Genomic DNA, 17,488 nt, shown 5'->3' on the forward strand with positions numbered 1-17,488 from the left:
GGATCAGGTCAGCGCGCCGACGCCGACGAAGGTGAAGAAGCCCGCGAGAATGCCCCAGATCGGGCTTTTCGTTGCGTAGCCGACGGCGACGGTCGCGGCGGCGGCAGCCAGCCTCGAAGCCTCGGGCGTGCCGCCGGTGGCCGGTGGCCAAAGGACGAGTGGCGCGACAAGAGCGGGCAGGATCGCCACGGCGGTATAGCGCAGGTGCCGCAACAGCCAGTCGGGCAGCGGCCTGTTCCCCACGAGGCCGAGGAAGGAAAAGCGGATGAGGAACGTCCCGATCCCCATGAGCGCCACGATGAGCCAGATCTGCGTGTCGGTGTAGTTCATTCGGCGGCGTCCTCCGTTCGGGCGGTCATGCGCCGCTCGATCTCGGCGCCCACGACCATGCCGGCAAGTCCGGCCACCAGAAGCCCGAGGTTCCAGGGCAGCCCGGCGCACAGAAGGACCACCGTGACCGAGGTGAAGGCGGCCCCGATATGGGCGACCGTCCGCAGCGCGGGCGCTGTCAGGGCGAGGAAGGTGATCGGCACGGCGAAGTCGAGGCCCCATTCCGGTGGGATGGCCGTCCCGACAAGGACGCCCGCCAGTGTCGCGGCATACCAGATCGGCACGACGGGCGCGGCGGCGCCAAAGAAGAACGCGACCTTGGCCGAAAGCGACAGGGGCGGTGCGGCTTCGTAGCGCTGCTGCGACAGCGCATAGGTCTGGTCGACCATCATGTAGGCGATGAGCGCCCGCTGCCAGAGCGGCGCCGGGCCCAGATACGGGGCGAGCGAGGCCGAATACATCGCCATGCGCAGGTTCACGGCGAGCGCCGAGGCCACGACAATCAGCGTCGGTGCGTTCTCGGTCATCAGTTGCAGCGCCGCGAATTGCGAGGCGCCCGCGATCACGAGGAAGGAGAAACCCATCACCTGGGCGAGGTCCAATCCCGCCTCGGTGCCGACGACGCCGAACAGAAGACCGAATGGCATCACGACGATCGTGAAGGGCAGAGCGCCAGTCACGCCCTGCCAGAACGCCTGCGATGGTCGGATCTCGGGCTGCATCGGGGTCCTTTCCGCTTGCCGACGCCTCGGTTAGACCGGGGTGCATCGGGATGCAATCGCCCTCCGCCAATGGCCGGGATCAGCATTCCTGATGGCGGTGCGCTTTGGTGGGGGCGGTATGGGTTGGATGCCGTGACGACAGGTTCGGACTTGCCGCCGGGGGTTATCCTCGCGGGCGGGGCGGGTACGCGGATCGGCGGGCGCAAGGCCTTTGCCGAGCTTGGCGGCCGCCCTCTTGCCGCGCATGTGATCGATCGGCTTGCGCCGCAGGTGTCGCGGCTCGCGCTCAACACGGGCGATGCGGGGCTGAGTGTCTTCGGCCTGCCGCTTCTGCCGGATGCCATCCCGGACCGGGGGCCTCTCGGCGGCATTCTTGCGGCGATGGACTGGGCGCGGGCGATGGGGGCGGAGACCGTGCTGACGGCTGCGGTGGACACGCCTTTCCTGCCCGCCGACCTGGCTTCGCGGCTGGTCTCAGCGGGGGCGGTCGCCGCCTATGCCGAGACGGCGCAGGGCCCCCAGGCGACGACCGGTCTCTGGTCGGTAGGGCTTGCGCCGGGCCTGCGCGAGGCGCTCGACGGGGGGACGCGGAAGGTGCGCGTCTGGACTGCCGGGATCGGCGCCGTTCCCGTCCGGTTCGACCATGCGGATGCATTCCTCAACGTGAACACTCCCGAAGACCTTCGGGCCGCGACGGAAAGGTTGCGCGATGAGGGGCTTTGACACCGTCGCCGTCGTGGACTGGTCCGCGCGGTCGGTTCCCTCCCCGGCTCGGCCCTCGAAGGACGCGATCTTCGTCGGACTTTGCCGCGATGGCGCTGTGGCGACGCTTTACCAGCGCACCCGCGCCCAGACGATGCGAAGCCTGCGCGGCCTCCTCGACGGAGAGCTGCGCGCAGGCCGCCGGGTGCTGCTCGCCTTCGACTTCCCCTTCGCCTACCCGAACGGCTTTGCGCGCGCCGTGACGGGGGAGGACGATCCCCTGTCTCTCTGGGCGTATCTCTCGCGGGCGGTGGAGGATGACGAGCGCAACGGCAACAACCGCTTCGCCGTGGCATCCGGTCTGAACGCGCGGTTCGGTGCGGATGGGCCGTTCTGGGGTCATCCGCAGGGTGCCGAAGTCCCCGGCGTTCCGTTCCGCAAGCCCGCCTATGCGCCCTTTTCCTTCCCCGAGCGGCGCACGATCGAGCGCCTGATCCCAAGGTCCAAACCCTGTTTTCAGCTGATGGGCGCGGGCTCTGTCGGGTCGCAGGCGCTGCTCGGGATCGCGCGCCTGCAGGACCTGCGCGATCACTACGGCGAGGTTCTTTCGGTTGCGCCGTTCGAGGCGCCGGACACGCAAGTCGTTCTGGCCGAATGCTATCCGGGGCTGTTCGCGCGCATGATCGAGGCCCGCGCCCGGGCGGGCGAGATCCCCGACCGCGCTCAGGTCCGCGTGCTGGCCTGGGCGCTCGGGCGGCTTCCGGGGCACAGGCTGGATGCACTCCTTCGCGAGGGGGACCCGGTCGAGGGCTGGATCCTCGGCCATGGCGCGACGGACGAGATCGCCGCCGCGCTGCCCTGACTACTGAAGATCCGAGAAGGCGTCCTGCATCCGCGCGACCGCTTCGGCGACCACGGCGCGCGGCGTCGCGATGTTGAAGCGAACGAAGGTTTCGCCGCCGGTGCCGAACTGCGCGCCCATCGGAACCGCGATCCGCGCCTTGCCGTGGATGCGCTGTGCCACTTCCTCCGGCGTCATGCCGGTGCCCGAGAAATCGACCCATGGCAGGTAGGTCGCCTGCAGCGGCATCGACCATACGCCCGGGATCCGGTTGATCGCTTCGTCGAAGATGCGGCGGTTGCCTTCGAGATACTCCATCTGCGCATCGACCCAGGCCGCGCCTTCGGGGGAATAGGCGGCCTTCACCATCGGCAGCGCGAGGCAGGCTGCCATGTAGTCGAGCTTGCGCAGCAGATCGGCCAGGGCGCCGCGCAGGTCCGGGTCGGGCACGATCATGTTCCCCGTCTTCATGCCGGCGAGGTTGAATGTCTTGGAGGTCGAATTGAGCGTAACGGTGCGGTGGCGCATCTCGGGTGCGGCGATGTCCATCGGCACGTGGCGCTGCCCCGGGAACAGCAGGTCGCAATGCACCTCGTCGGAGACGAGGATCAGGTCATGCCGTTCGGCGAAGGCGGCCACGGCGGCCATCTCCTCGCGCGTCCAGATTCGGCCCGAGGGGTTCTGCGGCGCGCAGAAGATGAGGATGCGGGTGTCGGGCGTGATCCGCGCCGCCGCGTCGTCGAGGTCCAGCACGTAGCTGTCGCCATCGCGGACCATCGGCAGTTCCAGCGGCACGCGGCCGGCCTTCTCGGTCTTCACGCGGAACTCGTGATAGACCGGCGTGAAGTAGGCCACGCGCTCGCCCGGCGCGCTGAAGGCCTGCAGGCACAGCTGGATCGCGTTGCCGAGGCCCTGGCAGGTCAGGATCCAGTCCTGCTCGATGCGCCAGCCGTGGCGGGCCTGCATCCACCACTGGATCGCGCCAAGATAGCTTTCCTCGTAGAACGTGTAGCCGAAGATCCCGAAATCGGCGGCCTTGTGCACGGCCTCGATCACGCAGGGCGCGGTGGGGTAGTCGCTGTCGGCGGTCCACATGGCGATGCCCTCGGCCGGGGGAATGCCATAAAGGGCCTCGATCCTGTCCCACTTGCTGCTGATGGTTCCCCTGCGGTCGATGATCTCGTCGAATGACATGAATGGCCTCGCTGTTTTCCGCCGATACCCTAGTCGCGGGGTCGGCGGGTGCAAGAGGGGCCGACTGACGCTCGCCCGTTGCGGCGCGTGCCTCGATCGCCTATTTCCCGGATCATGAAACTGCCGATCCTGATCCATCCCGACCCGCGCCTCAAGAAAGTGGCCGATGCCGTCCCGGACCTGTCCGACGAATTTCGACGGCTGGCCGATGACATGCTCGAGACCATGTACGACGCGCCCGGCATCGGCCTGGCGGCGCCGCAGATCGGGCTGTCGCACCGCCTGATCGTGATGGACTGCGTGAAGGAGGAGGGCGCCGCCCCCCGTCCAATGGCCATGTTCAACCCCGAGATCGTGGCGTCTTCGGACGAGAAAAGCGTCTACGAGGAAGGCTGCCTTTCGATCCCCGAGACCTTCGCCGACGTGACCCGCCCCGCCGAGGTCACCGTCCGTTGGATGGACCGGAACGGCAACCCGGCCGAGGAGACCTTCGCCGGCCTCTGGGCGACCTGCGTGCAGCACGAGATCGACCACCTGAACGGCAAGCTCTTCATCGACTACCTCTCGCCGCTGAAGCGCCAGCTCATCACCCGCAAGATGGTCAAGCTGAAGAAGGAGCGCGCGCGGGAGCAGGAGCGCGCGTGAGCATCTGCCGCCGGGAGGCGCACCATGGCGGTTAGGCCCTTCGTTCCGTGGCCCGACAAGCGCCTGCGCACCGCCGCTGCGCCCGTCGGCAAGATCACCGACGAGATCCGCGCGATCTGGGACGACATGATCGACACGATGGAGGCGATGCCCGGCGTCGGCCTCGCCGCCCCGCAGATCGGCGTGATGCTGCGCCTTGCCGTCGTCGATTGCAGCCCCGAGCGCGGCAAGGCGGTTCGGATTGCCGACCCCGAGATCATCGCCGCCGGCCCCGGCACCTTCGACTGGGAGGAGGGGAGCCCGAACCTTCCCGGCGTCAGCGCGAAGATCACCCGCCCTTCGCCCGTGATCGTCGCCTTCACCGATCACCACGGCTTCCGCGTGCGCCAGACCTTCGAGGACCTCTGGGGCACCTCGGTCCAGCATCAGATCGACCACCTTGCGGGGCGGATGTATTTCGACCGGCTGTCGAAGACGAAACGCGACATGCTTCTGCGCCGCGCAAGGAAACACGCCTGATGCGGGTCGTGTTCATGGGAACGCCGGATTTCTCGGTGCCGGTTCTGGATGCGCTGGCCTCCGCCGGACACGAGGTCCTTTGCGTCTACTGCCAGCCGCCACGCCCCGCCGGACGCGGCAAGAAGGACCGGCCAAGCCCGGTGCAGGCACGGGCCGAGGCGCTGGGCCTTCCGGTGCGCCACCCGGTCAGTCTGAAAGGCGCCGAGGCGCAGGCGGACTTCGCGGCGCTCGACGCCGACATCGCCGTGGTCGTTGCCTACGGCCTGATCCTGCCGCAAGCGGTGCTCGACGCGCCGCGGATGGGGTGCCTCAACATCCACGCAAGCCTTCTGCCGCGCTGGCGCGGCGCCGCCCCGATCCAGCGGGCGATCATGGCGGGCGATGCCGAGACGGGCGTCTGCATCATGCACATGGAGGCGGGGCTCGATACCGGGCCGGTGTTGCTGCGCCGCGCGCTGGAGATCGGCGCGGAGGAGACCGCGGGCGAGCTGCATGACAGGCTTTCGATGCTGGGTGCGGAGGCCATCGTCGAGGCGCTGCGCCGGATAGACACGCTGGTGCCGGAGGTGCAGCCCGGGGAGGGCGTCACCTACGCCGCGAAGATCGACAAGGCCGAGGCCGCCATCGACTGGACGCGCGACGCGGTGGAGATCGACCGGCAGATCCGGGGCCTGTCGCCCTTTCCCGGCGCATGGACCATGGCCGGGGGCAAGCGGGTTAAGCTTTTGCGGTCCGGGCTGGCAGAAGGCTCCGGCGTGCCCGGCACCGTCCTCGACGGTGCGAAAATCGCCTGCGGGTCCGGCGCCATCGCGCTCCGGGAGGTGCAACCGGAAGGCAAAGGCCCTATGTCTGCCGAGGAATGGCTGCGCGGCGCGAGATTGCCGCCCGGCACGCGCGTAGGAGTGGCGGCATGATCCTGTTCTCGTTCTTCGGCTCGCTGATGCTGGCCGGTATCGTCGCCGTCCTGTTCGAGCGCTGGGGCTGGTCGCACAACGGGATCGTCCCGTCCGTACTGATCACCTTCGGCGCAGTGCTCGTCCTCTATTTCCTGCGGTCGCTTTTCGGGCTGTCTTTCGGCTCGCCCGGCGTGGATGCGATCATCGGATCGGCCGCCGCGCTGATCCTGATCCCGACCGAGGTCGCCTATCGCCGAAAGCAGAAGCGCGACCGCCGCTGATTGCGGCGTTTCGTGTCATGCTGCAATGCAGCGCTTGCGTGTGGCGACGCAGCAATCTATCCCGTGACCCGAACAAGACGAAACATCCTTTCGCCTGAGGGACACCCATGAGCTTCCGCATCCAGCCGCAACCCGTCGCCCGCCCCAACCGCTGCCAGCTGTTCGGTCCGGGCTCGCGGCCTGCGATCTTCGAGAAGATGGCGGGGTCCGCCGCCGATGTGATCAACCTCGATCTGGAGGATTCCGTCGCGCCCGACGACAAGCCCGAGGCACGCAGGAACGTGATCCAGGCCATCGGCGACGTGGACTGGGGCAAGAAGACCTTGAGCGTCAGGATCAACGGGCTCGACAGCCCCTACTGGTACCGCGACGTGGTCGACCTGCTGGAGCAGGCTTCGGACCGGCTGGACCAGATCATGATTCCGAAGGTGGGCAACGCGGGCGACATCTACGCGGTCGATGCGCTGGTGACCTCGATCGAGGCGGCGATGGGACGGACAAAGCGCATCGCCTTCGAGGTCATCATCGAAAGCGCCGCGGGCATCGCCCATGTCGAGGAGATCGCCGCGGCCTCCCCCCGCCTGCAGGCCATGAGCCTTGGCGCGGCGGATTTCGCGGCCTCCATGGGGATGCAGACGACCGGCATCGGCGGCACCCAGGAAAACTACTACATGCACCGCGAGGGTCAGAAATACTGGTCCGATCCGTGGCATTGGGCGCAGGCGGCCATCGTCGCGGCGTGCCGCACGCATGGTGTTCTGCCGGTGGACGGCCCCTTCGGCGATTTCTCGGACGAAGAGGGGTTCCTCGCCCAGGCCCGCCGTTCGGCCACGCTCGGCATGGTCGGCAAATGGGCGATCCACCCCAGGCAGGTGGCGCTGGCGAACGAGGTCTTCACGCCGTCCGAAGCCGCCGTGACCGAGGCGCGCGAGATCCTCGCCGCGATGGAGAAGGCCAAGGCCGAAGGGCAGGGCGCGACGGTCTACAAGGGTCGCCTCGTCGACATCGCCTCGATCAAGCAGGCGGAGGTGATCGTGAAGCAGGCCGAGATGATCGCGGCGGGCTGAGGCGCTTCGCCGCCTCTGTTGCATCCGCGCCTCCGCGCCGTCATATACCGGCTTGCGCAGAGGCGAGGACCGGGCATGCCGATGACGAACTATCTCGACTTCGAGAAACCGCTGGCCGAGATCGAGGGCAAGGCGGAGGAACTCCGCGCGCTCGCTCGCCGCAATCAGGAGATGGACGTCGAGCAGGAGGCCGCCGCCCTCGACAAGAAGGCCGCGGACATGCTCCGCGATCTCTACAAGGGCCTCACGCCCTGGCGGAAATGCCAGGTCGCACGGCACCCCGACAGGCCGCATTGCTCTGACTATATCGCGGCGCTCTTCACCGAGTACACGCCGCTGGCCGGCGACCGGAACTTCGCCGACGATCATGCCGTGATGGGCGGACTGGCCCGTTTCGACGATATCCCGGTGATGGTGATCGGCCACGAGAAGGGCAACGACACCAAGACGCGGATCGAACGGAACTTCGGCATGGCGCGGCCCGAAGGGTACCGTAAGGCGGTGCGCCTGATGGACATGGCCGACCGCTTCGGCCTGCCGGTGGTGACGCTGGTGGACACGCCCGGCGCCTACCCCGGCAAGGGCGCCGAGGAACGCGGGCAATCCGAAGCCATCGCGCGCTCGACCGAGAAATGCCTCCAGATCGGCGTACCGCTGATCTCGATCATCATCGGTGAGGGCGGGTCGGGCGGTGCTGTCGCCTTCGCCACCGCCGACCGTCTCGCCATGCTGGAACACGCCGTCTATTCGGTGATCTCGCCCGAGGGCTGCGCCTCGATCCTGTGGAAGGATGCCGAGAAGATGCGCGAGGCCGCCGAGGCGCTTCGCCTGACCGCGCAGGACCTCCACAAGCTCGGCGTTTGCGACCTCGTCATCAAGGAGCCGCTCGGCGGTGCGCAGCGCGACCGGGAGGCGACGATCGCCGAGGTCGGCAAGGCCATCCGCTCGATGCTGGCGCAGATGAAGGGCGCCGAGCGCGGCAAGCTGATCGCGTCGCGTCGCAAGAAGTATCTCGACATGGGCTCGAAGGGACTGGCCGCGTGATCGGCCGCCGCGCGGCGATGCTTGGCGCCGCCGCGGTCCTCTTGTCACGTCCCACCGCAACGCGTGGAGAAACCGCCACGATGATACCCGCCGCGGATGCCAGCTGGAGCTACCTCGCCGACACCGTCATGGGCGGCGTGTCGGAGGGGGTGGCCGAGGCCGAGGGAGGCGCGGTACGGCTCCGGGGGACCGTCTCCACCGAGAACCGCGGCGGCTTCATCCAGGTTCGCACGTCTGTGAATGGTCTGCCGGACGATGCGCGTGCCCTCGTCGTGCGGGTGCGCGGCAACGGGGAACCCTATTTCATCCACCTCCGGACCACCCGCACGCGGCTGCCCTGGCAATATTACCAGGCGCAGTTCGACACCTCGTCCGACTGGCGCGACGTGACATTGCCCTTCACCGAGTTCCACCCCTCGGGCGGTTTGCTGCCCGGCACGCTCAGGCCGGGCGATATCCGGTCGATCGGCCTTGTGGCCTATGGGCGGGACCACGTCGCGGATGTGTCCATCGCCGCTTTCGGCTGGTCCTGAGACGACGGCCGAGCACAACTCTGACACAATGAATGGCGTTGCGGTCGATTGTTTACCGGCATGCCGTTGCGGCGCCTCGTCGCCGAAAGGCTCCTTCCCGGGCAGAGCGCCACAAGCATCTGACAAAAAAAGAAAATGGCACGTAGCTCTGCGGTAAACAGTCTGTTCGCAACGCAACCGTCGCCATGAGATTGCCCAGATTGCCTTGTTTTTGCCATAAGTCTTATGGGGAGCAGGTTTTGGCGCCCGACATCAATATTCGGTGCATTTTTATGAGCTATTTCGAATACAAGGTGCTTCCGGCACCTTTGCAAAGCCGTCGTCGCCAGAAACGTCTGGATGGCATGGACAAATACGCCAGCACCATCGCTGATCTGATGACAGAGATGGGTCTGGAAGGATGGGACTTCATCGGCGCCGAGGCGCTGAGGGAGCGTCGGCGAAAGTTTCTGTTCCTGATCCATGACGTCGAGCGGACAATCATGGTCTTCCGGCGCCCGGCACCACTTCACGACCTGGGCAAGGATGCACCGGGCAACGCTGCCGTCGAACCGGTCGCGCCGCGCCGGGTCCGCCGTCCGGACCTTGTGGCGGAAGTGGCGGCGGGCGGCCGGCGCATTCCCGTGACCTCTGTGAAGCGTCCCGAAACGGACGGCGGCGACGCAGGCTCCATCGCGGCCGAGTGAGCCCGATGGCAGCCGGCAGCGCGGGATCCTACCACATTCGCGGGCGCGCGTAGTCCTCGTACCCGGTGTCGTAGGTCTCGGCGTCGAAGGTGGAATCCTGCTCGCGTACCAGCTCGCCGGCGGTCGGAACGCCGGCGGCATCGTCGCGCGTCCATAGTCCTGCGCGCATCAACGCCTTGGCACACTGGAAATAGACCTCGCGGACCGAGATCACGACGACGGTACGCGGGTGCTTGCCGCGTTGTTCGAACGTCTGCGTCACCTCGGGGTCGTCGGTCAGAACCGCGGTCCCGTTCACGCGGACGACGTTGTTCGACCCCGGCACCATGAACAGCAGCGAAGCGCGCCCGTCCCGGACGATGTTGCGCAGGCTGTCGAGCCGGTTGTTCCCCCGCCAGTCGGGCAGCCAGATCGTCGTGTCGTTCACGATCCGGACCACGGGGCCGTCATCCCCCCGCGGCGTGGCATCGGTGCCCTCGGGGCCAACGGTCGACAGGATGCAGAACCGGGCGGCGTCGATCCAGCGCCGGTAGAGCGGTGTGATCCGCGACGTGACCTTGGTCAGCGATGCTGCGACCGGCGCCTCGTAGAGTGCCTCGAGCGCGGCGATATCCTCAATCCTTCGCATGGAAACCGGCCTCCTTCATCAGGCGGTTCGAGGCAGCCTCGACCTCGGTTTCAAGCCGCACCATGAAGTCCCGCTGCTCCATGCCCGGTTCGATCGGCGGCAGGAACTCGACCACGGCGAGGCCGGGCTTGCGGTAGATGCCATGCCGCGGCCAGAAGACGCCGACATTGGTTGCGGCGGGAATGCAGGTCTGGCCGGTCTCCTGGTACAGGATCGCGCTTCCGACCTTGTAGGGCTTGGCCGCGCCCGGCGCGACACGGGTGCCCTGCGGGTAGATGATGAGCTGCCCCGGCAACTGGGTGCCCTTCTTCACGCCCTCCACCATCTGCCGGATCGCCTCGGCGCGCTTGCCGCGGTCGACCGGCACGCAGCCGATGCGCAGGGCGTACCACCCCAGGATCGGCGCCCATTTCAGCTGCTGCTTCATGATGAACTTCGGGCGCGGGACGACCGAGACGATCATGATGATGTCGAGGAAGCTCTGGTGCTTGGCCGCGATCAGGACCTCGCCCGTGGGTGGCGTGCCCCGGATCTCGGTCTTCAGGCCCACCATCCAGGCCGCGGTCCAGCGGACCCATTTCGTGTAGGTTCGGACGCCCGCGAATGCGCCGCGCCTGTCGACCAGGGCCCAGGGCGTGAAGAACACGGCCATGAGCGCCATCATCAGGTACATCTGCCCAATGAAAATGAGCGAGCGGAGCCACTGGATCATTGCAACGCCCTCAGCGTTCGGAAGGCCGCGATGCGTGTCGCGGCGAAGGCCACGAGGGCGGCAAGCGGCGGGATCATGAGAGGCCAGAGCCAGGCGAGGCCCGAGTACCCCAGTCCGGTGAGGAAGGACGCCGCGGCATCCGCCCGCGGCAGGAGGGCGATACCCACCATGCCCGCGGCCGTGCCCGCCGCGGCGCCGGTCAGGGTGCGCAGCGTGAAGCGCCGCACGAAGGCGCGGGCGATGTAGGCGTCGCGCGCACCGACGAGCCGCAGCACGCGGATCACCTGTTCGTTGGCCGAGAGCGCGGCCTGCGCGGCCAGCGTCACCATCGCGCCCGTCGCCACCGCGATCAGGCCCAGCGAGATCCAGCCCAGAAGCCTCAGACGCCCCGCCGCCTCGACCAAAGGCCTCCGCCAGCGCGTGTGATCGTCCAGAACGGCTCCGGGCGCCTCGGCGGCGAGGCGTTGCCTGAGCCCGTCGGCATCGTAGCCCTCGGGGGTTTCCACGATCTCGATGAGGCGCGGCACCGGCAGGTCCTCGACCGGCAGTTCCGGGCCGAACCATGGCGTCAGGAGCGCGCGTTGTTCTTCCTCGGTGATGGCGCGGGCGCTGTCGATGCCGGGGGTCTGTTCCAGAACGGTCAGGACCGCCCAGGTCTGCGCCTCGAGTTCGGCGGCCGGCGCGGAGATGCGGATCGTCGAGGATTGCGCCAGCGCCGAGGACCAGCGGTCAGCCAGACGCCCCGAGGCCATGGACAGCGCCATCGCGAAGACGGCGAGGAAGGCCATCGCCGCCGAGGTCAGCACCGAAAGCCGCGCCGCCTGTCCCGTGCGTGGCACAACGCGATCGGCCTGCACATCGCCGCGCAGAAGCGCGAAGGCATCGCCCGCCACGCTCACAGGTCGGCCCCGGCGATGGCCACGTTGCCGTCCTTGATCCGCAGCACGCGCGCCTGGACCTGGCTCTTTGCGGCACGGATGAGCGCCAGATCATGGGTGGCGATGAGCACGGTCTTGCCCATGCGGTTCAGCTCCACCAGAAGCTGCAGAAGCCTGAGCGACATTTCCCAGTCGACGTTTCCGGTGGGCTCGTCGGCGAGAATGATCTCGGGATCCATGATGACGGCGCGGGCAAGCGCCGCGCGCTGCCGTTCGCCGCCGGAGAGTTCGGGGGGCAAGGCCCGTGCCCTTGCCGAAAGCCCGACCCATGCGACCAGTTCGGCCAGATCGTTCTGGTGCGCAGGGGTGGCGCGGCCCGTCACGGTCAGCGGAAGCGATATGTTTTCCTCGGTGGGCAGGTGGTCGAGGAACTGGCAGTCCTGGTGCACGACGCCGATGCGGGCGCGCAGATCCGCAACCTCGTCGCGGCCGATGCTCCCGGCGTCCTGTCCAAGCAGGGACACGCGGCCCGATGTCGGCAGAAGCTCGGCGTAGCACAGCTTGAGAAACGTCGTCTTTCCAGCGCCCGAGGGCCCCGTGAGGAAGTAGAACGAGCCCGGTGCAAGCTCCAGCGTCAGGCCAGACAGGAGGGGCTCGGACCCATAGCCATATGCGGCGTCCTGCATCGCGATCACGTCTGCGGTTCCTCGCCGGTTGCCTCGCGCCCTGTCTTGCACCGGAAAGGCGACGGTTGCAATCGCGCCCCGGTCCGACACGGAAATCCACGGAACGAATCAGGACTCTTGGAATGGAATCACGGCGTTGGTACAAGAAAGCCAACAAGGAACCCTTCGATTGACCCGGCTCTTACGCGCCGGGAGATACGGATTGCGATGCGGCTGACCTGTCCCAACTGCGGCGCGCGCTACGAGGTCGACGACGCCATGATCCCGCCAGAGGGGCGGGATGTGCAGTGCTCCGACTGCTCCACGACGTGGTTCCAGCCGGGCCGGCCGGCCATGCAGCCCGAGCCGACCCCGCCCGCCGAGGAGACGCCGGAAGCGGAGACGCTGGCGGAGGAAGCCGTTCCGGAGCCTGAGCCTGAGCCTGAGCCTGAGCTTGAACCAGAGCCTGAGCGTGAACCCGAGCCCGAGCCTGAGCCCGAGCCCGAGCCGGTCGCCCCCGTTGCGGCCACGCTTTCGGAAGAGGTGGAGACCGCCACGCGCGTCGTGGGTGAAAACGACGCCGACGAGGATGAACCCTCCGTGCAGGACGTGGGTGAACCCGGGCGGCGTCCGATCGACCCCGCCGTTCGCGACATCCTGCGCGAAGAGGCCGAGCGCGAGGCCCGCCTGCGCCGCGCCGAGGCCGATCCCGTCGAAACGCAGGCCGAGATGCCGCTCGAGGAAGAGCCGCAGGACGTCAACCGTGCCCGACGCCGGTCCGAACTGGAGGATGCGGAGGACGCCTTCGCCGTCGGCGCCGCCGGCTCGGCGCTTGCGGGCGGACCGCGCCGCGATCTCCTGCCGGATATCGAGGAAATCAACTCCACGCTGCGCGCCTCGGCCGATGCGACATCTGCCGATGAGCGGGCCGACGATGCGATCCAGGCGGCCGCCGCAGGACGACGCCGGGGCGTGCGCCTCGGCTTCATCCTGACGCTCGCGGTCATGGGCGGCCTGTCCTGGGCCTATGTCAATTCGGATATGCTGGTGGAAAGCGTGCCGGCCCTTGCGCCTGCGGTCGAAAGCTTCGCCTCGCAAGTGGACGGCGCGCGGTTCTGGCTGGACGAGGTCGCGCGCGGGCTGGCCGAGGGCGAAGACACCCCGGCCCAGTAGGCGCGACCCGTCTCAGAACTGGTCGAGAAGCCTGCGCAGGTATTCCAGCTCGACGTCCGGGCGGTCCTGCTCGGCCGACCGCCGGCGCAACTCGTCGAGCAGTTCGCGGGACCGGCGGAATGCATCTTCCCGCGACTCGATGCTTTCGTCCGAGCCGAAGGAGCCGGAGTTGCCCGCCTGCCGGCCCAGCGGATCCTGGAGCGGCCTGTCGGACGGCATCGCGCCTTCCGCCTGGCCCTGTCCGGGTTCGCGGCCTTCCTCGCGGGCGAGGGCGCGCCCCAGCGCCGTCATCCCCTCGCGCATCGATTCCATGGCGTCCGACTGCCGGTCGAGCGCGCCGGCGATGTCGCCGTTCTCAAGTGCCTCGGCGGCCTCGTCCATGGCGCGACCGGCGTCGTCCAGCTGCCGCAGCGCCTCGTCGCCTTCCTCCGTGCCGGTGCCGGGCAGGCGGCGGGCCTGTTCTTCCAGCTGGCGGCGCAGCGCCTCCTGCCGTTCGGCCAGCGACAGGCCGTTCTCGCCGCCTTCGCCTTCACCGAACTGGGTTCCAGGCGGGCCGGGCATCTCGCCCGGCTGCTGGCCCTGCTGGTCGCCCTGGCCCGGACCTTGCGGTGTGTCGCCGGTCTCGCCCTGGCGTCCACCGGGGTTGCCCTGCTGCCCTTCCTGCGAACGGCTCTGCTGGCCGCCGAACTGTTCCTGCAGCTGCTGGAAACTGTCGTCGGACAGGTCCTGCTGCTCGCGAAGCGTGTCCTGCAGCCCCTCCATCGCCTCCTGGCCGGGGGTCTGCGGGCCGTCGCCGCCCTCACCTTGGGTGATTTCCATGTTCTCCAGCATCTGCTGGAGCGCGTTCAGCATTTCCTGGGCCTCTTCCATGCGGCCCTGCTGCATCAGTTCTTCGATCCGGCGCAGCATCTCGTCGAGATCGGCCATGGACATTTCCATCCGCTCGCCCTGGTCGGGCTGATCGGTCTCGTTGCCCGGCTCGGCGTTCTGGGCAAGCTCGCGCATGTAGTCGTTCATCGCCTCGCGCAGTTCCTGCATCAGCTCGGCGATTTCCTCGTCGCTGGCACCCTGGCGCATGGCCTCGCTGAGACGTTCCTGCGCGCGGCGAAGGCGTTCCAGCGCGTCGTCGAGGTCGCCGTCCTCCAGCTCGAGCGCGGCGTTCCAGAGGATCTCGGCCACCTGGTCGCGGGTCTCGACCGAGATCCCGTCGATACCGGATTCAAGCCGGCGGATCGCGGTGCGCAGTTGCAGGAAAACGCCTTCGTCGAGCCCGTCCTCGGGCCGCGCCGTCAGTGCGCGCAGGAGATCGGCGGACCGATCCGCGTTCTCCCGGCTCCACAGGATGTCGCGGCGCAGCTCGACGATCGCATTGGCGAGCGGGTCGAAGAAGCGGCGGCCGGGCAGGCGGGGGATGTCGTAGCTGACCGTGCCGATCTGGCCGGCCTCGTCGGTGACGGTGAGCGTCAGGGAAACGGGGAGGTTCGCCAGCGGATGTGCGGCCACGTCCTCGACCATCACCTCGGTGAAGTCCGCGCGGTCGCCGCGGAACGGCATCGGCAGGTCGAGGGTCAGCGCCTCGCGCGGTTCGGGCTCGACCGCGAGGCCATAGCGGCGGTCCGCTGCCTCCGCGTCGAGCCGGAACGTCGCCGTGCCGGATGCAACGCCGTAGTCGTCGGTCGCCGTGAAGGTCAGCTGCATCTGCCCCGGCGGCTCGCCCTCCAGTTCGCCATCGAGCATGACCGCCGGCGCCTGGTCGGGCAGGACGGAAATCGTCCAGCTCCGCGTGCCGGAAGGGGCATAGACCGTCAGATCGCCCGAACGCTCAAGGACGAGTGTGTGCGTGGTATCCCCCGGCTCGCCCACGGGTGGCGCGCCGATGCCGGACTCGACGGTGATCTCGCCCGGATCGCCGTAGAAGCGCAGGCTGATGCGGCTGCCCTGCGGTGCCTCGAAGGCCGTCGCTGCGATGTCGTTGAGATAGAGGGACGGAAGGCCCGTGTAGATCGGCGGCTCGACCCAACCCTCCCAGGAGGGTCCCGAGGCGGAGGCCGCGCCCGGCCCGAGCGTGACGGCGTCGCCTACCTCCGTGACGCGGCCAAGCGTGCCGAAAAGAAGCGCCATGGCGAGCGCCGTGGCCGCAACATAGCGAAGTGCGTAAGGGTCGCGGGACGACAGGCGCAGGTCGGGTTCCGGCGCGCGGGCCGAGGCGGCGCGCTCGGCCATGCGCGCGACATGCACCTCCCAGACGGATCGCGTCGCCGGGTCGGCGCTTCCGACCGCGACGGTATCCATGAGCGCGGTGATCGGCCGGCCCTTCATCGTCCGGTCGAGGCGCTGAAGCGCTTCGTCCCGGCCGGGCATGCGGAACCGGGCGATGCCGCGCAGAAGGCTCCAGCCGAAGAGCGCCAGCAGTCCCGCGCCGATCCCCCAGACCCAGGGCTGAGGCAGCGCGCTGGCGGCCCCGAAGGCAAGCGCCGCGATGGTCACGAAAACGACCGACCACACAGGCCAGAACGCCCGTGCGCCGCGCTCGGCCATCATGCCGAGGCGGGTCAGGCGCAGGGGCCAGACGAGACGTTCAAGCGCCTCTTGGGTGGGAGAGCGGTGCTCTGTCATGCTCCCTTTCGGGCGTGATGCCCGGGCGCCCGGCCCGGGTTGCATGGGGTCATACCCATGAAGGAACAGTATCGCGGTTTATGATCTCGTCAAACGACGGCCGCGCACGGATGACGGCGAAGTGATCGTCCTTCACCAGAACCTCGGGGATCAGCGGCCGCGTGTTGTACTCGCTCGACATGACCGCGCCATAGGCCCCGGCGGAGCGGAAGGCGACGAGATCGCCCTCGGAAAGCGGGGGCATGGGGCGCTGCTTGGCGAAGGTGTCGCCGGTCTCGCAGACCGGCCCGACGATGTCGAACGGCGCCTGGTCGACGCCCGGCGCGGGCTCGACGACCGGCACGATGTCGTGCCATGCGCCATACATGGCGGGACGGACGAGGTCATTCATCGCGGCGTCGAGAATCAGGAAATCGCGGCCATCGCCTTCCTTCACGTAGATCACGGAGGTCACGAGAATCCCCGCGTTGCCGGAAATGAGGCGTCCGGGCTCGATCTCGACCTCGACGCCGAGATCGCCGACCGTGCGGCGGATCACGTCACCATATTCCGTTGGAAGCGGCGGCGCGGTGTTGGAGCGTTCGTAGGGAATGCCCAGCCCCCCGCCGAGGTCGAGACGCCTTATGTCGTGGCCGTCCGCTCGCAACGTCCGGGTCAGTTCCGCGACCTTCTCGTAGGCGATCTCGAACGGTTCGAGGTCGGTCAGCTGGCTTCCGATATGGACGTCGATGCCAACGACCTCGATCCCGGGAAGGGCGGCGGCCTGCGCGTAGACGTCGCGTGCGCGGGCGATCGGGATGCCGAACTTGTTCTCGGACTTGCCGGTCGCGATCTTCTCGTGCGTGCGGGCGTCCACGTCGGGATTGACGCGGATCGTGATGGGCGCCGTCACGCCCATCTCCGACGCGATGGCGGACAGGCGCTCGAGCTCGGGCTCGCTTTCCACGTTGAACTGACGGATGCCGCCCTCCAGCGCCATGCGCATCTCGGCGGCGGACTTGCCGACGCCGGAAAAGACGATCCGCTCGCCCGGCACGCCGGCCGCCTTCGCCCGCAGGTATTCGCCGCCCGACACCACGTCCATGCCCGCGCCCAGCCCCGCGAGATGCGCGATCACCGCCTGGTTGGAGTTCGACTTCATCGCGAAGCAGACGAGGTGGTCGAGGCCCGCGAGCGCCTCCTCGAACAGGTGGTAGTGCCGGGTCAGCGTCGCGCAGGAATAGACGTAGAAGGGCGTACCCACCTCCGCCGCGATGTCGGGCAGGGGCACGTCCTCGGCATGGAGGATGCCGTCGCGGTAGAGGAAATGGTCCATGGAACGTCCCGTCGCGTGATCCCGCGCGAGGTAGCACCTTC

At 68.2% G+C, this 17,488-nt stretch carries 20 protein-coding genes; 11 read left to right on the forward strand and 9 right to left on the reverse strand.

All coding sequences use genetic code 11. From position 1 onward, the window contains the following. Positions 1-3: 3 nt before the first annotated feature. Positions 4-330: an AzlD domain-containing protein gene (locus N8I71_RS06730; protein ID WP_262877174.1), complete on the reverse strand. Its 327-nt coding sequence runs from the start codon at positions 328-330 to the stop codon at positions 4-6. Next, positions 327-1,052: an AzlC family ABC transporter permease gene (locus tag N8I71_RS06735; protein ID WP_262877175.1), complete on the reverse strand. Its 726-nt coding sequence runs from the start codon at positions 1,050-1,052 to the stop codon at positions 327-329. The genes N8I71_RS06730 and N8I71_RS06735 overlap by 4 nt, the downstream gene beginning before the upstream one ends. Positions 1,053-1,184: 132 nt before the next feature. Between N8I71_RS06735 and mobA the strand changes: the two genes are divergently transcribed. Both mobA and N8I71_RS06745 read left to right on the forward strand, forming a co-directional pair. Continuing rightward, positions 1,185-1,775 (forward strand): molybdenum cofactor guanylyltransferase MobA, encoded by a 591-nt coding sequence (gene mobA / locus N8I71_RS06740; protein ID WP_262877176.1) that lies wholly within the window; start codon positions 1,185-1,187, stop codon positions 1,773-1,775. Further along, positions 1,762-2,616, forward strand: a complete 855-nt coding sequence (locus N8I71_RS06745) for a molybdopterin guanine dinucleotide synthesis (protein WP_262877177.1) — start codon at positions 1,762-1,764, stop codon at positions 2,614-2,616. The genes mobA and N8I71_RS06745 overlap by 14 nt, the downstream gene beginning before the upstream one ends. On the opposite strand, the gene N8I71_RS06750 is transcribed toward N8I71_RS06745, so the two are convergent. After that, positions 2,617-3,789 carry a MalY/PatB family protein gene (locus N8I71_RS06750; RefSeq protein WP_262877178.1) on the reverse strand — a complete coding sequence of 391 codons (1,173 nt, stop codon included), beginning with the start codon at positions 3,787-3,789 and terminating at the stop codon, positions 2,617-2,619. It abuts the gene before it with no gap. 114 nt (positions 3,790-3,903) lie between these two features. On the opposite strand from N8I71_RS06750, the gene def (N8I71_RS06755) reads away from it, so the two are divergent. From def (N8I71_RS06755) to N8I71_RS06790, 8 genes are all read left to right on the forward strand, one after another. Continuing rightward, positions 3,904-4,434, forward strand: a complete 531-nt coding sequence (gene def, locus N8I71_RS06755) for a peptide deformylase (protein ID WP_262877179.1) — start codon at positions 3,904-3,906, stop codon at positions 4,432-4,434. Positions 4,435-4,458: 24 nt separating this feature from the next. After that, the gene (def, locus tag N8I71_RS06760; RefSeq protein WP_262877180.1) at positions 4,459-4,953 is read left to right on the forward strand and encodes a peptide deformylase; all 495 of its coding nucleotides are present in this window, start codon (positions 4,459-4,461) and stop codon (positions 4,951-4,953) included. Continuing rightward, complete coding sequence (gene fmt / locus N8I71_RS06765; protein WP_262877181.1) at positions 4,953-5,867, forward strand: methionyl-tRNA formyltransferase; 915 nt, start codon at positions 4,953-4,955, stop codon at positions 5,865-5,867. Before def (N8I71_RS06760) ends, fmt begins: the two co-directional genes overlap by 1 nt. Then, positions 5,864-6,130 carry a hypothetical protein gene (locus tag N8I71_RS06770; RefSeq protein ID WP_262877182.1) on the forward strand — a complete coding sequence of 89 codons (267 nt, stop codon included), beginning with the start codon at positions 5,864-5,866 and terminating at the stop codon, positions 6,128-6,130. The genes fmt and N8I71_RS06770 overlap by 4 nt, the downstream gene beginning before the upstream one ends. A 107-nt stretch (positions 6,131-6,237) precedes the next feature. Further along, positions 6,238-7,197, forward strand: a complete 960-nt coding sequence (locus N8I71_RS06775) for an L-malyl-CoA/beta-methylmalyl-CoA lyase (RefSeq protein ID WP_262877183.1) — start codon at positions 6,238-6,240, stop codon at positions 7,195-7,197. An 81-nt stretch (positions 7,198-7,278) separates the two neighbouring features. Further along, complete coding sequence (locus N8I71_RS06780) at positions 7,279-8,241, forward strand: acetyl-CoA carboxylase carboxyltransferase subunit alpha (RefSeq protein ID WP_262877247.1); 963 nt, start codon at positions 7,279-7,281, stop codon at positions 8,239-8,241. Between the two features lie 80 nt (positions 8,242-8,321). Continuing rightward, positions 8,322-8,774, forward strand: coding sequence for a CIA30 family protein (locus N8I71_RS06785; RefSeq protein ID WP_262877184.1), 453 nt, complete (start codon positions 8,322-8,324; stop codon positions 8,772-8,774). Between the two features lie 239 nt (positions 8,775-9,013). Continuing rightward, positions 9,014-9,460 carry a hypothetical protein gene (locus N8I71_RS06790; RefSeq protein ID WP_262877185.1) on the forward strand — a complete coding sequence of 149 codons (447 nt, stop codon included), beginning with the start codon at positions 9,014-9,016 and terminating at the stop codon, positions 9,458-9,460. A 28-nt stretch (positions 9,461-9,488) separates the two neighbouring features. On the opposite strand, the gene N8I71_RS06795 is transcribed toward N8I71_RS06790, so the two are convergent. The 4 genes from N8I71_RS06795 to N8I71_RS06810 are packed head-to-tail and all read right to left on the reverse strand — an operon-like array spanning position 9,489 to position 12,373. Then, positions 9,489-10,088 (reverse strand): pyridoxamine 5'-phosphate oxidase family protein, encoded by a 600-nt coding sequence (locus tag N8I71_RS06795; RefSeq protein WP_262877186.1) that lies wholly within the window; start codon positions 10,086-10,088, stop codon positions 9,489-9,491. Then, entirely contained in the window at positions 10,075-10,800 is a 726-nt protein-coding gene (locus tag N8I71_RS06800) for a lysophospholipid acyltransferase family protein (RefSeq protein WP_262877187.1), read from the reverse strand. The genes N8I71_RS06795 and N8I71_RS06800 overlap by 14 nt, the downstream gene beginning before the upstream one ends. After that, entirely contained in the window at positions 10,797-11,699 is a 903-nt protein-coding gene (locus N8I71_RS06805) for a cell division protein FtsX (protein WP_262877188.1), read from the reverse strand. Before N8I71_RS06805 ends, N8I71_RS06800 begins: the two co-directional genes overlap by 4 nt. Next, positions 11,696-12,373, reverse strand: a complete 678-nt coding sequence (locus N8I71_RS06810) for a cell division ATP-binding protein FtsE (RefSeq protein ID WP_262877189.1) — start codon at positions 12,371-12,373, stop codon at positions 11,696-11,698. Before N8I71_RS06810 ends, N8I71_RS06805 begins: the two co-directional genes overlap by 4 nt. 198 nt (positions 12,374-12,571) lie before the next feature. On the opposite strand from N8I71_RS06810, the gene N8I71_RS06815 reads away from it, so the two are divergent. After that, the gene (locus tag N8I71_RS06815) at positions 12,572-13,516 is read left to right on the forward strand and encodes a zinc-ribbon domain-containing protein (protein WP_262877190.1); all 945 of its coding nucleotides are present in this window, start codon (positions 12,572-12,574) and stop codon (positions 13,514-13,516) included. Between the two features lie 12 nt (positions 13,517-13,528). Here the strand turns inward: N8I71_RS06815 and N8I71_RS06820 are convergent, their stop codons facing one another. Both N8I71_RS06820 and lysA read right to left on the reverse strand, forming a co-directional pair. Then, positions 13,529-16,132: a DUF4175 domain-containing protein gene (locus tag N8I71_RS06820; RefSeq protein ID WP_262877191.1), complete on the reverse strand. Its 2,604-nt coding sequence runs from the start codon at positions 16,130-16,132 to the stop codon at positions 13,529-13,531. Between the two features lie 49 nt (positions 16,133-16,181). Further along, entirely contained in the window at positions 16,182-17,447 is a 1,266-nt protein-coding gene (lysA, locus tag N8I71_RS06825; protein WP_262877192.1) for a diaminopimelate decarboxylase, read from the reverse strand. Between the last annotated feature and the right edge of the window lie 41 nt (positions 17,448-17,488).

It is taken from the genome of Roseicyclus sediminis (assembly GCF_025515305.1).
GTDB classification, from domain to species: Bacteria; Pseudomonadota; Alphaproteobacteria; order Rhodobacterales; family Rhodobacteraceae; genus Roseibacterium; species Roseibacterium sediminis.

Excerpts from the sequence above, each read along its gene's own strand:
- N8I71_RS06800 (WP_262877187.1), bottom strand. The coding sequence starts at position 10,800 with ATGATCCAGTGGCTCCGCTCGCTCATTTTCATTGGGCAGATGTACCTG.
- N8I71_RS06780 (WP_262877247.1), top strand. The coding sequence starts at position 7,279 with ATGACGAACTATCTCGACTTCGAGAAACCGCTGGCCGAGATCGAGGGC.
- N8I71_RS06735 (WP_262877175.1), bottom strand. The coding sequence starts at position 1,052 with ATGCAGCCCGAGATCCGACCATCGCAGGCGTTCTGGCAGGGCGTGACT.
- N8I71_RS06745 (WP_262877177.1), top strand. The coding sequence starts at position 1,762 with ATGAGGGGCTTTGACACCGTCGCCGTCGTGGACTGGTCCGCGCGGTCG.
- N8I71_RS06815 (WP_262877190.1), top strand. The coding sequence starts at position 12,572 with ATGCGGCTGACCTGTCCCAACTGCGGCGCGCGCTACGAGGTCGACGAC.
- N8I71_RS06730 (WP_262877174.1), bottom strand. The coding sequence starts at position 330 with ATGAACTACACCGACACGCAGATCTGGCTCATCGTGGCGCTCATGGGG.
- N8I71_RS06795 (WP_262877186.1), bottom strand. The coding sequence starts at position 10,088 with ATGCGAAGGATTGAGGATATCGCCGCGCTCGAGGCACTCTACGAGGCG.
- N8I71_RS06770 (WP_262877182.1), top strand. The coding sequence starts at position 5,864 with ATGATCCTGTTCTCGTTCTTCGGCTCGCTGATGCTGGCCGGTATCGTC.
- N8I71_RS06785 (WP_262877184.1), top strand. The coding sequence starts at position 8,322 with ATGATACCCGCCGCGGATGCCAGCTGGAGCTACCTCGCCGACACCGTC.
- lysA (WP_262877192.1), bottom strand. The coding sequence starts at position 17,447 with ATGGACCATTTCCTCTACCGCGACGGCATCCTCCATGCCGAGGACGTG.
- N8I71_RS06775 (WP_262877183.1), top strand. The coding sequence starts at position 6,238 with ATGAGCTTCCGCATCCAGCCGCAACCCGTCGCCCGCCCCAACCGCTGC.
- def (WP_262877180.1), top strand. The coding sequence starts at position 4,459 with ATGGCGGTTAGGCCCTTCGTTCCGTGGCCCGACAAGCGCCTGCGCACC.
- N8I71_RS06820 (WP_262877191.1), bottom strand. The coding sequence starts at position 16,132 with ATGACAGAGCACCGCTCTCCCACCCAAGAGGCGCTTGAACGTCTCGTC.
- def (WP_262877179.1), top strand. The coding sequence starts at position 3,904 with ATGAAACTGCCGATCCTGATCCATCCCGACCCGCGCCTCAAGAAAGTG.
- fmt (WP_262877181.1), top strand. The coding sequence starts at position 4,953 with ATGCGGGTCGTGTTCATGGGAACGCCGGATTTCTCGGTGCCGGTTCTG.
- N8I71_RS06750 (WP_262877178.1), bottom strand. The coding sequence starts at position 3,789 with ATGTCATTCGACGAGATCATCGACCGCAGGGGAACCATCAGCAGCAAG.